General features: G+C 72.3%; 13 protein-coding genes. 11 read left to right on the top strand and 2 right to left on the bottom strand.

Features of this window, described 5'->3' with window-relative positions:
• Positions 1-345: 345 nt before the first annotated feature.
• The 3 genes from ACWGJM_RS03090 to ACWGJM_RS03080 all read left to right on the top strand — a co-directional run bounded on the left by ACWGJM_RS03090 (position 346) and on the right by ACWGJM_RS03080 (position 3,957).
• Entirely contained in the window at positions 346-1,788 is a 1,443-nt protein-coding gene (locus ACWGJM_RS03090) for a GuaB1 family IMP dehydrogenase-related protein (RefSeq protein WP_453409925.1), read from the top strand.
• Between the two features lie 230 nt (positions 1,789-2,018).
• On the top strand, positions 2,019-3,494 hold the full coding sequence (locus tag ACWGJM_RS03085) for an amino acid permease (protein WP_453409924.1): 1,476 nt from the start codon (positions 2,019-2,021) through the stop codon (positions 3,492-3,494).
• Positions 3,495-3,504: 10 nt separating this feature from the next.
• Complete coding sequence (locus ACWGJM_RS03080) at positions 3,505-3,957, top strand: Lrp/AsnC family transcriptional regulator (protein WP_453409923.1); 453 nt, start codon at positions 3,505-3,507, stop codon at positions 3,955-3,957.
• Between the two features lie 52 nt (positions 3,958-4,009).
• Here ACWGJM_RS03080 and ACWGJM_RS03075 read toward each other — a convergent pair whose 3' ends face one another.
• Together ACWGJM_RS03075 and ACWGJM_RS03070 are read right to left on the bottom strand one after the other, a co-directional pair.
• The gene (locus ACWGJM_RS03075; RefSeq protein ID WP_453409922.1) at positions 4,010-4,468 is read right to left on the bottom strand and encodes a hypothetical protein; all 459 of its coding nucleotides are present in this window, start codon (positions 4,466-4,468) and stop codon (positions 4,010-4,012) included.
• A gap of 11 nt (positions 4,469-4,479) precedes the next feature.
• A complete protein-coding gene (locus ACWGJM_RS03070) occupies positions 4,480-5,220 on the bottom strand; it encodes a GntR family transcriptional regulator (RefSeq protein WP_453409921.1) in 741 nt (246 codons plus the stop codon).
• A gap of 211 nt (positions 5,221-5,431) precedes the next feature.
• Here ACWGJM_RS03070 and ACWGJM_RS03065 point away from each other — a divergent pair, with 211 nt between their 5' ends.
• The 8 genes from ACWGJM_RS03065 (at position 5,432) to ACWGJM_RS03030 (ending at position 14,068) form a co-directional block, all read left to right on the top strand.
• Positions 5,432-6,589, top strand: coding sequence for an ABC transporter substrate-binding protein (locus ACWGJM_RS03065; protein WP_453409920.1), 1,158 nt, complete (start codon positions 5,432-5,434; stop codon positions 6,587-6,589).
• On the top strand, positions 6,586-7,485 hold the full coding sequence (locus tag ACWGJM_RS03060) for an ABC transporter permease (RefSeq protein WP_453409919.1): 900 nt from the start codon (positions 6,586-6,588) through the stop codon (positions 7,483-7,485). The genes ACWGJM_RS03065 and ACWGJM_RS03060 overlap by 4 nt, the downstream gene beginning before the upstream one ends.
• A complete protein-coding gene (locus tag ACWGJM_RS03055; RefSeq protein ID WP_453409918.1) occupies positions 7,470-8,288 on the top strand; it encodes an ABC transporter permease in 819 nt (272 codons plus the stop codon). The genes ACWGJM_RS03060 and ACWGJM_RS03055 overlap by 16 nt, the downstream gene beginning before the upstream one ends.
• Before the next feature lie 4 nt (positions 8,289-8,292).
• On the top strand, positions 8,293-9,369 hold the full coding sequence (locus ACWGJM_RS03050) for an ABC transporter ATP-binding protein (protein ID WP_453409917.1): 1,077 nt from the start codon (positions 8,293-8,295) through the stop codon (positions 9,367-9,369).
• 45 nt (positions 9,370-9,414) lie between these two features.
• Positions 9,415-10,893, top strand: a complete 1,479-nt coding sequence (locus ACWGJM_RS03045; protein WP_453409916.1) for an HAD-IA family hydrolase — start codon at positions 9,415-9,417, stop codon at positions 10,891-10,893.
• A gap of 93 nt (positions 10,894-10,986) precedes the next feature.
• Positions 10,987-13,251: a nitrate- and nitrite sensing domain-containing protein gene (locus ACWGJM_RS03040; RefSeq protein ID WP_453409915.1), complete on the top strand. Its 2,265-nt coding sequence runs from the start codon at positions 10,987-10,989 to the stop codon at positions 13,249-13,251.
• Positions 13,232-13,681: a roadblock/LC7 domain-containing protein gene (locus tag ACWGJM_RS03035; RefSeq protein WP_453409914.1), complete on the top strand. Its 450-nt coding sequence runs from the start codon at positions 13,232-13,234 to the stop codon at positions 13,679-13,681. Before ACWGJM_RS03040 ends, ACWGJM_RS03035 begins: the two co-directional genes overlap by 20 nt.
• A 6-nt stretch (positions 13,682-13,687) precedes the next feature.
• Complete coding sequence (locus ACWGJM_RS03030) at positions 13,688-14,068, top strand: DUF742 domain-containing protein (RefSeq protein ID WP_453409913.1); 381 nt, start codon at positions 13,688-13,690, stop codon at positions 14,066-14,068.
• The last annotated feature ends 29 nt before the right edge of the window (positions 14,069-14,097 follow it).

Here is a 14,097-nt window from a genome sequence, read left to right as displayed (position 1 = left end):
GGAGGAGAGGTCCTCCTCGGGCGAAGAGCCGTACCAGACGCTGCTTCACCTGGTCCTATGCGTCGGTGACCATGAGGCCGACCACCGCCGTCGCCCCGGTTCCCACGAGTGCTGCCAATTCCGCGTCCACCGTGCTCCTTCCGTAAAACGCCCAAGACCGGGAAGTGACCGGCGGTGCCGGTCGTGGGACTGCCCGTTGGAGGTTCCTCCTAGAGGTCCTCTGACCAGCCTGGATGTTCTGTCGGGGGATGGGACGGCGGACGTCATGGGAGAATGAAGTACGTGCTCCTTCCCCCTGGCTGACCTGTCCGGGGGCCGCCTCCGATCGACTGGGATGTGCAGCACGTGCGTTTCCTCAATGACATCCGGCCCGCGTACGACCTGACGTACGACGACGTGTTCATGGTGCCGAGCCGCTCCGCGGTGGGCTCACGTCAGGGCGTGGACCTCAGCGCCCCGGACGGCACGGGTACCACCATCCCGCTCGTCGTCGCCAACATGACCGCCATCGCCGGCCGTCGCATGGCGGAGACGGTGGCCCGCCGCGGCGGCCTGGTGGTCGTCCCGCAGGACATCCCGATCGAGGTTGTCACCGACGTCATCTCCTGGGTGAAGAGCCGCCATCTGGTCCTCGACACCCCGATCGTGCTGGCCCCGCACCAGACCGTCGCCGACGCGCTGTCCCTGCTGCCCAAGCGGGCGCACAACGCGGGTGTCGTCGTCGATGACGATCACCGGCCCATCGGTGTCGTCACCGACCGGGACCTGACCGGCGTCGACCGCTTCACCCAGCTCGAAGTGGTCATGTCCAAGGACCTGCTGCTGCTCGACGCCGACATCGACCCCACCGAGGCCTTCAACCGGCTCGACGGCGCCAACCGCCGCTATGCCCCGGCCGTCGACAAGGACGGCAGGCTGGCCGGCATCCTCACCCGCAAGGGCGCCCTGCGCGCGACCCTGTACACCCCCGCGACCGACGCGCGGGGCAGGCTGCGCGTCGCCGCCGCCGTCGGCATCAACGGCGATGTGGCGGGCAAGGCCAAGCAGCTGCTGGACGCGGGCGTGGACACGCTCGTCATCGACACCGCACACGGCCACCAGGAGTCGATGATCAGCGCGATCAAGGTGGTCCGCGCCCTCGACCCGCAGGTGCCGATCGTGGCCGGCAACATCGTGGCCGCCGAGGGTGTGCGTGACCTCGTCGAGGCGGGCGCCGACATCGTCAAGGTCGGCGTCGGCCCCGGCGCCATGTGCACCACCCGCATGATGACCGGTGTGGGCCGCCCGCAGTTCTCCGCCGTCCTGGAGTGCGCGGCGGAGGCGAAGAAGTACGGCAAGCACGTCTGGGCCGACGGCGGCGTCCGGCACCCGCGCGACGTGGCGATGGCTCTCGCGGCCGGCGCGTCGAACGTGATGATCGGCTCGTGGTTCGCGGGCACCTACGAGTCGCCGGGCGACCTCCAGCACGACGCGAACGGCCGCCCGTACAAGGAGTCGTTCGGCATGGCCTCCGCGCGCGCGGTGCGCAACCGCACCTCCGAGGAGTCGGCGTACGACCGCGCCCGCAAGGCGCTGTTCGAGGAGGGCATCTCGACCTCCCGCATGTTCCTCGACCCGGCCCGCCCAGGCGTCGAGGACCTGATCGACTCGGTCATCGCGGGCGTCCGCTCCTCCTGCACCTACGCCGGCGCCGCCTCCCTGGAGGAGTTCGCCGAGAAGGCCGTCGTCGGCATCCAGAGCGCCGCGGGCTACGCCGAGGGCAAGCCGCTGCACAACAGCTGGAGCTGACCGGGTGCAACGGTCGACAACCGGTGCGCAACGAATGGGCACCCCTTCGCGAGGAACGCAATGATCGTGCGGGGATGCGCAAGGTCGCTGCATTACGCCCGTGAAGGGTCGGCTCATAGGGTGCTCACCTGTACGTGGTGTGGCGGGGACCCCGCTCGTCGGATCCCTGCCCTCGCAGGGATGCCGCCGGTCCCCGCCGCCCTGACCGGCAGCGATGAAGGAGCCCACGCGTGCTCGACCAAGGCGCACCCCCGCACGACAGCAGAGCCACCGCCCCCGCGTCCCCGGGCGTCGCCGCGCGCCTGATGCGTCGCAAGCCCGTGGAACGCCTGGTCGCGGAGGGTGGGCAGGGTGAGGGGGGCACCCTCAGGCGCTCCCTCGGACTGTGGCAGCTGACCATGATCAGCATCGGTGCCACGCTCGGCACCGGCATCTTCGTCGTCCTCGGCGAGGCCGTCCCCAAGGCCGGTCCCGCCGTCACGCTGTCCTTCGTGATCGCCGGTCTCACGGCGCTCTTCTCGGCCCTGTCCTATGCCGAGCTGGCCGGCACCATCCCGGTCTCCGGCTCCTCGTACTCGTACGCATACGCAACGATGGGCGAGCTGATCGCTTGGATCTGCGGCTGGTGTCTGGTCCTGGAGTACGGCGTGTCGGTCGCCGCCGTGGCCGTCGGCTGGGGCGAGTACCTCAACGAGCTGCTCGACGGCACCATCGGCGTCACCATCCCCAACGCCCTGTCGGCCCCGCCCGGCGACGGGGGCGTCTTCAACCTGCCCGCGCTGATCGTCGTACTCCTCGCCATGGCGTTCCTGCTCGGCGGCGCCAAGGAGTCCGCACGCGCCAACACCGTCATGGTGTGCGTGAAGATCGCCGCGCTGGTGCTGTTCTGCGCCATCGGCGTCCAGGGCTTCCGCTCGGGCAACTACGAGAACTTCATGCCGCTGGGCATGACCGGCGTGAGCGCGGCCGGCGCGACGCTGTTCTTCTCGTACATCGGCTTCGACGCCGCCTCGACCGCCGGTGAGGAGGCGAAGGACGCGCAGCGCGACCTGCCGCGCGCCATCATGCTGTCGCTGGTCATCGTGACCGCGCTGTACGTCCTCGTGGCGGCCGTCGCCGTCGGCGCCAAGCCCTGGCGGCGGTTCAACGACTCGGAGGCCGCCCTCGCCCAGATCATGCGCGACGTGACCGGGCAGACCTTCTGGGGCACCCTGCTCGCCGCCTGCGCGGTCATCGCCATCGCGAGCGTCGTGCTGACCGTGCTGTACGGCCAGACCCGCATCCTCTTCGCGATGTCCCGGGACGGCCTCGTGCCCAAGGTCTTCGCCAGGGTCCACCCGGAGACCGGCGCGCCCCGCGCCAACACGGTGATCGTCTCCCTGTTCTGCGGTGTCCTGGCCGCCGCCATCCCGCTGGGCCAGCTCGCCGACGCCACCAGCATCGGCACGCTGTTCGCCTTCGCGCTGGTCAACATCGCCGTCGTGGTGCTGCGCCGGACCCGTCCGCAGATGCCCCGCACCTTCCGGGTGCCGCTGTCGCCGGTGCTGCCGGTGCTGGGCCTCGCCCTCTGCGTGTGGATGATGGGCAGCCTGTCGGCTGTCACCTGGGTGGTCTTCGGTGTCTGGATGGTGGTGGGGCTCGTGTTCTACTTCGGGTACGGCTACCGCCGGTCCCGACTCGCCACACCCGCATCATCCGAGAAGTGATCGACCCACTGTGCTGAATCAGCTCGACGAACGCATCGTGCACGCCCTCGCCGAGGACGCCCGCCGCTCCTACGCGGACATCGGGCAGATGGTCGGCCTGTCCGCGCCCGCCGTGAAGCGGCGCGTGGACCGGCTGCGCGCCACCGGAGCGATCACCGGCTTCACCGTACGGGTGGACCCGGCGGCGCTCGGCTGGGAGACCGAGGGGTTCATCGAGATCTACTGCCGGCGCAACACCTCGCCGGAGACGATCCAGCGGGGCCTCGAGCGCTACCAGGAGGTCGTGGCCGCGTCCACCGTCACCGGGGACGCGGATGCGATCGTCCAGGTCTTCGCCTCCGACATGCGCCACTTCGAGCGGGTGCTGGAGCGGATCGCCGGGGAGCCGTTCGTGGAGCGGACCAAGTCGGTACTGGTGCTGTCGCCGCTGCTGAGACGCTTCTCGTCGGGGTCACCGACCTGACCCCGGCCGGGCGCCGGGGCCCTGGCGACGGTGCCCCGAGCCCCCGGGCGCCTCACGCCGTCCGGTGCTCGATCGCCGACAGCAGGCGCCGCATGCCGACCGCGTGGCCGCCCGTGCCGATCACCAGCCGCCGGTAGAGCGCGCCCAGGGGCCCGGGGAAACGTGCCCGGGTCTCCGCGCGCACCCGCGAGCGCCCCGGGCCCGCGGGTGCGAGGCGGAGGGTCAGGGCGTACGTCGAGAAGCGGTGCCGGCCGACGAGCACCAGTTCACGCCCGGGATCCGCGGCGGCCACCCGGAAGCCGGGGAAGACGGACCCCACGGCCGGTGGCCGGGGACCGGACGCCGTGAGGTCGGCGCACCCGACCAGGCGGGCGTAGCGCGCCGCGCCGGAGCGGCTGAAGGAGTGGTCGAGGGCTTCGCCGATGCCGCGCCAGAGGGCCTCAGGCTCCGCGTCGACGACCACCGTGTGCTCGTCGACGTACGGCAGTGCGGTGGTCCGGGCGTCGTCCACCGAGAACCTCCTCAGCCGGCCGTCTTGCGCGCGAGGGCATTGTTACCGATCGAGTTGTGCACGCTGAAGCTCACGGCGTCCGAGCGGTAGCGGTCGTCCGACCACTCCACCGGGCGGCCCTCGCGGGTGGTGGTCACCCGGCGGACCCGGAGCAGCGGGCTGGTGCGGCGGATGCCCAGCAGTTCGGCGTCCTGGGCGCCCGCCGCGACCGCGTCGATGACGTGCTCCCCGTAGGCGAAGACCAGGCCCGTGTCGTCGTACAGGCGCTGGGTGACCGAAGGACAGTCGGGCTCGATCGCCTCGACCGCCGGAGCGATCCAGTCCGCGTACACCGTCCGCTCCAGCAGCACCGGCTCGCCGTCCAGGCCGCGCACCCGCAGTACGTGCAAGACGGTTGCCCCGCCGGGCACTTGGAGGCGGACTGCGTCCTCCTTCGTCGCGGGGCGGTGTTCCTGTGCCACGACGTGTCCGGTCGCCTCCCGGCCCATCGCCCGCGCCCACTGCGCGAAGCTGCGCAGTTCCTCGAAGCTCTGGCTGCGGCGGCTGGCGAGGACCACCCTGCGGGCGCCCTGGCGGGAGCCGATGAGCCCCTCGGCGGTGAGGGCCGCGACGGCCTGCCGGACGGTGCCGCGCGACACGCCGTAGTGCGCGGCGAGCTCGGTCTCCGAGGGCAGCCGGCTGCCGACTGTGTACTCCTCGCGGTCGATCGCCTGCCGCAGTTCGTCGGCGATCTCCTCGTGTCGCGCCGTCATGCTTCCCCTCTGAGTAGGTTGCTGTGCACAGCGTGACCAGCCTAATCGAGACCTGAGCGTGATCCGAAGCAGTCTGGATTGTGCAGCCAGGACGGGTCCAAAGTTTCATCGCGGTTTACAGACAGGACACTCGCGCCGGGCGTACTGTGACGCAACTTGTTCAGACAAGTTTCTCGCGCCACCCACCCTCGTGCGTACTCCTGGAGAGACCGTGACCGTGTCCCTGCCGAGAACTGCTGTCCTTGGCGGCTCCCTCGCCGCCGTCGCCGTGTTGGCTCTCAGTGCCTGCGGCGCCGCCCCCGACGACGCGTCGGCCACCGCCGACGGCAAGAACGCCGCGACCGCCACCTCCGCCGCCGACTTCGGCGGCATGGACGCGCTGGTCAAGGCGGCCAAGAAGGAGGGCACGCTGCACGCCATCGCGCTGCCGCGCGACTGGGCCAACTACGGCGCCCTCATCGACGGCTTCCGGAAGAAGTACGGCATCAAGATCGAGGTCGAGAGCCCCGACGGCTCCAGCCAGGACGAGATCAACGCCGTGACCTCCCGCAAGGGCCAGGACCGGGCCCCCGACGTGCTCGACCTCGGCAGCTCCTTCGCGCTCAGCGCCGCCCAGCAGGGCCTGCTCGCGCCGTACAAGGTGGCCGCGTACGGCGACCTCCCGGCCGCGCAGAAGGACGCGCAGGCCCGCTGGTACAACGACTACGGCGGCTACATCTCCATCGGCTGCGACGCCAAGCGCGTCAAGACCTGCCCGACCACCTTCGAGGACCTGCTCAAGCCGCAGTACAAGGGCCAGGTCGCGCTCAACGGCAACCCCACCAAGTCCGGTTCGGCCTTCGGCGGCGTGTACGCGGCCGCCCTCGCGAGCGGCGGCTCCTTCAACGACATCCAGCCCGGCCTCGACTACTTCGCCAAGCTGAAGAAGAACGGCAACTACACGCCCGTCGAGTCGACCCCGGCCACCGTCGAGAAGGGCGAGACGCCGATCAGCATCGACTGGGACTACCTGAACGCCGGTTACGCCGACGAGTTCAAGTCCAAGGGCGTCGACTGGAAGGTCGCGGTTCCGGCCGACGGCCAGTTCTCCCAGTACTACTCCCAGGCCATCAGCAAGGACGCCCCGCACCCGGCGGCCGCCCGCCTGTGGCAGGAGTACCTCTACAGCGCCGAGGGCCAGAACCTGTGGCTCAAGGGGTACGCCCGTCCGGCCCTGATGACCGCCATGGAGAAGGCCGGCACGCTCGACAAGGCGGCCGCAGCCAAGCTCCCGAAGGTGTCCGGCACGCCCTCCTTCCCGACCGAGGCCCAGCAGGACAAGGCCAAGACGGTCATCGCCCAGGGCTGGTCGAAGGCCGTCTCGGGATGACCACCGCTTTCACCAGGCCGGCCACGGCGCCCGTCGCTTCCCCGAAGCGGCGGCGCCGCGCCCCCGGCTGGCTCGCCGTCGTCCCGCTGCTGGTCTTCACCGCCATCGCCTTCGGGATCCCCGCCCTCGCCATGCTGAACGGCGCCTTCACCGTCAAGAACCTGGCCACGGGCGCCACTTCATACACCGCCGGGAACCTGACCGCGTCCCTGCGGGGCCCCTACCTCACCGCCCTGACCGGCAGCGTCAAGCTGTCCGCCGTCTCGGCCGCCCTCGGGACCCTGCTCGGGCTGCCGCTCGCGCAGGCCGTCGTGTCCTCGCGCTCCCGGGCGCTGCGCGAGGCCGTGCTCACCGCCTCCGGAGTGCTCGCCAACTTCGGCGGCGTGCCGCTGGCCTTCGCCTTCGTCGCCACGCTCGGCAACGCCGGCGTGCTGACCGTGCACCTGGGCCTCGCGGACAAGGGCTGGGACCTCTACAGCTTCTGGGGACTCGTGCTGGTCTACCTGTACTTCCTGATCCCGCTGATGGTCCTCACCATCACCCCCGCCCTGGAAGGCCTGCGCTCCCAGTGGCGCGAGGCGGCCCGGAACAACGGCGCCACCGCCGTGCAGTACTGGCGGCACGTGGCCCTGCCCGTCCTCGCGCCGTCCCTGCTCGGCGGCCTGATGCTGCTCTTCGGCAGCGCCTTCGCCGCGTACGCCACCGCCGCCGCGATGGTGGGCAGCGCGGTCCCGCTGGTCACCCTGCAGATCGCCGACGCCATCTCCGGCAACGTGCTGGTCGGCCAGGAGAACGTGGCGCTCGCCCTCAGCCTCGACATGGTCCTGGTCGCGGGCCTGGTCATGGCGGTGTACCTGCCCCTGCAACGACGGAGCGCCCGATGGCTCGACGCCTGACCCCCTGGCGCTGGGCCGTCCTCGGCCTGGCCGCGCTGTACTTCCTCGTACCGCTGGGCGCGTCCGTGATCTTCACGGTGGACGTGCCCGGCCAGGGCGTCACCTTCGACGCCTACACCCAGATCGTCTCCGCCGACGGCTTCGTCTCCAGCCTGCTGCTCTCGCTGGAGCTGGCCGCCGCCACCATCGCCGTCGTCCTGCTGCTGATGGTGCCCGCCGTGGTCGCGCTGCGGCTCGGCGCGCCCCGGCTGCGGCCGGTCGTCGAGGTCGTGTGCTCGCTGCCGCTGGTCGTGCCGCCGATCGCCTTCGTCGCGGGGATCGCCACCGTGCTGAAGTGGGGCCCCGACCATCTGTCCCGGACGCCGCTGTTCCAGACCTTCGTGGCCGTCCAGAACCCGGACTTCCCGGTCGTACTCGTCCTCGCGTACGTCGTCATGGCCCTGCCGTTCGTGTACCGGGCGCTGGACACCGGGCTGCGCGCCATCGACGTCCGCACCCTCGTCGAGGCCGCCCGCAGCTGCGGCGCCTCCTGGCCGCAGGCCCTGGTGCGGGCCGTACTGCCGAATCTGCGCGGGGCACTGCTGAACGCGGCGTTCCTCACGCTGGCGCTGGTGCTCGGCGAGTTCACCGTGGCCCGGCTGCTCGGCTTCCAGCCCTTCGCCGTGTGGATCTACAACGTCGGCGGCTCGCAGGCCCAGATGTCCGTCGCCGTGTCCGTGCTGAGCCTGCTCGTCACATGGGCCCTGCTCCTCGCGCTCGCCGGTGCCGGCGGGCGTACCCGAACCGCTTCGTCCCGGGGATGAACCAATGACCGCCACCACGCTTGAGAAGGCCACCACGGACAAGGCCGCCACCGTCGAATTCAGGGGTCTGCGCCGGGAGTTCGGGTCGACCGTCGCCCTCGACGGACTCGAACTCGCCGTGCGGCCGGGCGAGTTCCTGGCGCTGCTCGGTCCGTCCGGCTGCGGCAAGACCACCGCCCTGCGCATGCTCGCCGGGTTCGAACACCCGGACTCCGGCGCCGTGCTGGTGGACGGCGAGGACGTCACACACGTCCCGGCCCACCGCCGTGACGCCGGGATGGTCTTCCAGTCCTACAGCCTCTTCCCCCACCTGAGCGCCCTGGACAACGTCGCCTTCGGGTTGCGCATGCGCAAGGTGCGCACGTCCGAACGGCGGTCCCGGGCCGCGGAGTTGCTGGAGCTGGTCGGACTCGGCGACAAGGGGGCGCGGTTCCCGCACCAGCTCTCCGGCGGCCAGCAGCAGCGCGTCGCGCTGGCCCGCGCCCTCGCCCTTCGCCCGCGCGTGCTACTGCTCGACGAGCCGCTGTCGGCGCTGGACGCGAAGGTGCGCCTGACCCTGCGCGAGGAGATCCGCAGGCTCCAGCAGGAACTCGGCATCACCACCCTGTTCGTCACCCATGACCAGGAGGAGGCGCTGTCCGTCGCCGACCGGGTCGCCGTCATGCGGGCGGGCCGGCTCGAACAGTGTGCCGCTCCCGCTGAGTTGTACGGCCGTCCGGCCACCGCCTTCGTCGCCGAGTTCGTCGGCACGATGAGCCGGATCCCGGGACGGCTCGGGCAGGGGCAGGTCGAGGTGCTCGGGCAACGGCTGCCGGTCGACGGGGAGGCACCGGCCGGATCCGACGTCGATGTGCTGGTGCGGCCCGAGGCCGTCGAGGTGCGGGCCGACGAGGAGGGTGACGCCCGGGTGCTCGCCACGGCCTTCCTGGGCGCGGTCGTCCGGGTCACCGTACGGCTCTCGGACGGCACCGAGGCGAAGGCCGACCTTCCCGCGCACGAGGCCGTCGGGCTCGGCGCCGGAGCCACCGTGCGGGTCTCGCTGCCGCAGCGGCCCGTGCTGGTCGCCGAACGTACTCGCTGAATCCCCCTGAATGTCCCCCGAGTCCCCCCGCCGCCCCCACCTCCCATGGAAGAGAGAAACGTGACCCCCCACCCCCGGCTCCCCCTCCAGGCCGTCCTGTTCGACATGGACGGCACGCTCGTGGACACCGAGCGGCTGTGGTGGGAGGCGGTGGAACACGTCGCCGCCCGGCCCCTGACCGAGGCGGACCAGCCCGACGTGCTCGGCCGCCCGGTCGAGCACACCGCCGCCTGGCTGGCCGCGGCCACCGGTACCCCGGCGACCGACCTGGCCGCCGTGCTGCACGAGGAGTTCACGCACCGCGTCCACACCGGCGTGGTGCCCCGCCCCGGTGCCCTCGACCTGCTGGACGCCCTGGCCCGCGCGGGGGTGCCGACCGCCTTGGTCACCGCGTCCTCGCGGGCCGTCGCCGACACCGTGCTCACCGCCCTCGGCGCCGGTCGCTTCGCGGTCTCCGTCACCGCCGACGACACCGGCCGCACCAAGCCCGCCCCCGACCCCTACCTCGCCGCCTGCCGTGCCCTCGGCGTCGACCCGGCGGCCTGCGTGGCCGTCGAGGACACCGAGACCGGAGTCGCCTCCGCCGAGGCCGCCGGGTGCGCCGTACTGGCCGTGCCCTCGCTCGCGCCGATCGGCGCGGCCCCCGGACGGACCGTGCGGGACAGCCTCGTCGGCGTCACACCCGAGGAGCTGGGAGGCATGATCGCGCCCGAACTGCGGGTCATGAGCTGGAACCTGTGGCTCGACGGCGCCCGGATCGACGACCGCCGGGCCAAACAGCTCAAGGCCGTCCTCGAGTCCGGCGTGGACGTCGTCGGGCTCCAGGAGACGGGCGGCACTGCCGCTCAGGAACTGGCCGAGGCCCTCGGCTGGCACCACCACCGCGCGGGGGAGAATCTCGGAGTCGTCAGCCGCCACCCCATCACCGCCCGCTTCGGCGACCCGGACGTCGGTTTCTACGGAGCCGCCGGGGTCCGGATCGAGGTCGCGCCGGGCCGCGAGGTCGACGTGTGGACCGCGCACCTGTACTACACGCCGTACGGGCCCTACGAGGCGGACTTCGACGGGCTCCCGGCGTCCGAGCTGGTCGCCCACGAAGAGGTGCGGCTCGGCCAGATGCGGGACACCCTGAGCAGGATCGCGGGGACGGGCCTGCCGGCCGTGCCCGTGGTCCTCGTCGGAGACTTCAACTGCCCCTCGCACCTGGACCGGCCCGATGTCGAGTGGCCGGTGACGAAGGCCGCCGAGGAGGCGGGGCTGAGGGACTCCTTCCGGGAGGCCCACCCCGACCCGGCCGCCGAACCCGGTCACACCTGGTCGCCGATCCATCCTGTTCACGAGGACGGCAGCGGACGGCCCGAGCCGCAGGACCGGATCGACTATGTGCTGCACCGCGGCCTGACCGTGCTGGACTCGCGGACCCTCGTCACCGGCACCCCGCGTCCCTGGCCCGACGTCGCCGGGAACGACTGGCCCTCCGACCACGCGGCGGTGGTCACCACCTTCGCCGTACCCGGCCACTGACCGTGGGTTACCGCAGGTCACCCTTGCGGGCACCCGGAAGATCCCCTAGGTTGTGCCGCACTTTCTACCGACTGGTAACACCGGCAGGTAACCATGCGCTGGCCCCTGGGCCGTCCCTCCACCGTCCGCGCCCGGATCGTGTCGCTCGCGCTCGCGCCGGTCCTCGCGCTGATGACCCTGTGGAGCTTCGCCATGGTGTCGGTCACCGGTGACCTCCGTGCCCTGATCCGGCTCCAGGGGGTGTACGAGGATTTCGGCACCCCGGTCGACACGGCCGTCGGCCAGATCCAGATCGAGCGGCGGCTGTCGGCCGCGTACCTGGGCGCCGGCCGTGACACGGCCGCCGTCGGCGATCTGCTGGCTCAGCAGCGCCGCACCGACCGCGCGGTGGACGCCATGCGCGAGGCGATCCGGAACGGCGACCGGGACCGGCTCACCGACCGGCAGCGGCAGGTCCTCGATGCGATGGTGCACGCCACCGACGGGCTGGAGAAGCTGCGGGAGCGGGTGCTGTCCCGCTCGGTCTCCTGGGACCGGGCGGTCGCCGAGTACGACGCCCTCGTGGAACCCGGCTTCGACGTCCAGTCCACCCTCACCGCGCTCCAGGCCGGCCGGCTGGCCCGGGAGGCGCAGGTCGTCATCGAGCTGGTGCGGGTGCGGGAGTTCGTCTCGCGCGAGGGCGCCCTGGTCGCCGGGGCCCGAGCGGCCGGAACCCTGACCGACCGGCAGTACGACACGCTCACGGCGACGATCGAGGACCGGCGCGTCTTCGAGTGGACGTACGTGCCGGACCTGCCGTCCGACTCGCGGGCGATGTTCCAGGAGTTCCAGCGCGGCGATCTGCACCGGGACCTGGTACGCGGCGAAGACGCGCTGCTGCGGGCGGACGCGGCGCACGCCGGGAAGGCGGTCGCCGCCGGCACATGGCGGACCACCACCGACCGGGCGGTCAAGCGGTACATGCTCCTGTGCACCCGCGCGGCCGAGAACTCCGCCGCGCGTGGGCGGGCCTTCGCCTACCGGGAGCTGGCCAGGGCGGCGGTGGTCGGGCTGGTCGGTCTGGCCGCCGTGGGACTGTCGCTGTGGTTCGCGGTGCGCGGGGCCCGGCGCGTCTCACGCCGGCTGGAGACGCTGCGCGACGCCGCCGATCTGCTGACCACCCGGCAACTGCCCGACGTGATGCGGCGGTTGAGCGCGGGCGAGGAGGTCGACGCGGTGACGGAGGCGCCGCCGCTGGCCGCCGACGAGGTACGGGCCGACGAGATCGGCCAGGTCAGCCGGTCCTTCAACACCGCGCGCCTGGCAGCCGTCGAGGCCGCCGTCGAGCAGGCCACCCTGCGGCGCGGGCTGTCCGCGGTGCTGCTCAACATCGCGCGCCGCAGCCAGGCGCTCGTGCACCGGCAGCTGAAACTCGTCGACACGCTGGAGCGGCGCACCGAGGACCCCGACATCCTGCGCGAGCTGTTCCGCATCGACCACCTCACCACCCGTATGCGCCGGCACGCGGAGAGCCTGATCATCCTCTCCGGAGCGGCCCCCGGCCGCCGGTGGCGGCGGCCGGTGCCCGTCGCGGACGTCGTGTCGTCGGCGGTGGGCGAGATCGAGGACTACGCGCGGGTCGTGGTCCCGCCGATGCCCGACACCGGCGTGGCGGCCGACGCCGTCGCCGATGTCGTCCATCTGCTGGCCGAGCTCCTGGAGAACGCCACGGTGTTCTCCCCGCCGCACACCCTGGTGACGATGCGCACCGGCCGGGCGCGGGGCGGCTTCGTCCTGGAGATCGACGACCGGGGTCTCGGCCTCGACCCGGACCGGCGCGACGCGGCCCACCGCACCCTCACCGACCCCGACGCCTTCGACCCGACCCGCCACGACCGGCTCGGCCTGTACGTGGTGGGACGCCTCGCGGGCCGGCACGGCATCGAGGTCACGCTGCGGGACTCGCCGTACGGCGGGACGACGGCCGTGGTCCGGTTGCCGCCGGGGGTGCTGGCCGGAGCAGAAGCGGAACCGGCAGCGGAACCGGGAGCGGAGGCGGAGGCGCGGAGGCCGGCCGCGAGCCCGGACGGACCGGGCCCCGACGGCGCCACCCCGCACGCTTCCGACCCCGGCATTCCCGCCCAGAGCACTCCCTCCCAGAGCTCTCCCGCCCTCCCCACCCGCGTCCGCCAGGCCTCCCTGGCCGCCCCCCTGCGCGAGGACGCCCCGCCCCGTGAAGCTCCCTCGCCGCGGGAGGCCGACGCCGAAGAGATGCGGGCCGTCTTCGGCGCCTTCCAGCGAGGCCTGGACCGAGGCCGCAGAGGACTGCCCGCGACCACCGACCCCGACGAAGGGACGCATGCCGACGATGCCCGGTGACCAGCAGAACCCCGAGTCTCCCGGCCCGGCCCCCGGTCAAGCGCCCGGCACGGACCTCGGCTGGCTGCTCGACGACCTCGTGGCCCGGACCGAGCACGTGCGCCAGGTCGTGCTGCTCACCGCCGACGGGCTGCCGCTGAGCTGTTCGGAGGGCATGCGCAGACGGGACGTCGAGCACCTCGCCGCCGTCTGCTCCGGCTTCCACGGCCTGGCCCGTTCGGCGGGGGACCGGTTCGCGGCGGGTGAGGTGCGGCAGACCATGGTGATGCTCGACGACGCCTACCTCTTCATCACCCCGGCGGGGCACGGCAGCCGCCTGGCCGTGCTCAGCGAGGCACAGAGCGACGTCGGACAGCTCGCCCACGAGATGGCGCTGCTGGTCCGCCGCCTCGGCCGCCACCTGGACGCCGCGGCACGGTCGGCCTCCTGATCCGCGGTGACCGACGAGCACTGGTACGAGGACGAGACCGGGTCGATGGTGCGCCCCTACACCGTGACCCGGGGCCGCACCCGGCCCTCGGACCGGCATGCCATCGATCTGATGTCCCAGGTCACCGCCGTGCCCGCGGACGTCGCACAGCCGGGCGTCGACCACGCCCGCACCGCCCTGCTCGACCTGGTGCGCCGCGGCCCGCGCCCGGTCGTCGAACTGGCCGCGGACGCCGACCTGCCCCTGACCGTCGTCCGCGTGCTGCTCGGCGACCTGGCCGAGGCGGGACTGGTGCGCATCGACGAGCCGCGCCGACTCTCCCCGACGGGCCCGGCCGCCGACCCCGAACTGCTCCGGGAGATCGTCGAGCGTCTGCGGGAGCTGTAGCCCCCCGGGGACCATCGCCACGCGCAACG

The organism is Streptomyces sp. NPDC054834 (genome assembly GCF_053611185.1).
Note: the sequence above shows the minus strand (reverse complement) of the source record. Positions and strands in the feature narration are given on the sequence as shown.

Bases quoted from the DNA above. Each gene is read 5' to 3' on its own strand.
- ACWGJM_RS03050 (WP_453409917.1), top strand. From the start codon at position 8,293: ATGACCGCCACCACGCTTGAGAAGGCCACCACGGACAAGGCCGCCACC.
- ACWGJM_RS03070 (WP_453409921.1), bottom strand. From the start codon at position 5,220: ATGACGGCGCGACACGAGGAGATCGCCGACGAACTGCGGCAGGCGATC.
- ACWGJM_RS03055 (WP_453409918.1), top strand. From the start codon at position 7,470: ATGGCTCGACGCCTGACCCCCTGGCGCTGGGCCGTCCTCGGCCTGGCC.
- ACWGJM_RS03060 (WP_453409919.1), top strand. From the start codon at position 6,586: ATGACCACCGCTTTCACCAGGCCGGCCACGGCGCCCGTCGCTTCCCCG.
- ACWGJM_RS03045 (WP_453409916.1), top strand. From the start codon at position 9,415: ATGGAAGAGAGAAACGTGACCCCCCACCCCCGGCTCCCCCTCCAGGCC.
- ACWGJM_RS03035 (WP_453409914.1), top strand. From the start codon at position 13,232: ATGCCGACGATGCCCGGTGACCAGCAGAACCCCGAGTCTCCCGGCCCG.
- ACWGJM_RS03040 (WP_453409915.1), top strand. From the start codon at position 10,987: ATGCGCTGGCCCCTGGGCCGTCCCTCCACCGTCCGCGCCCGGATCGTG.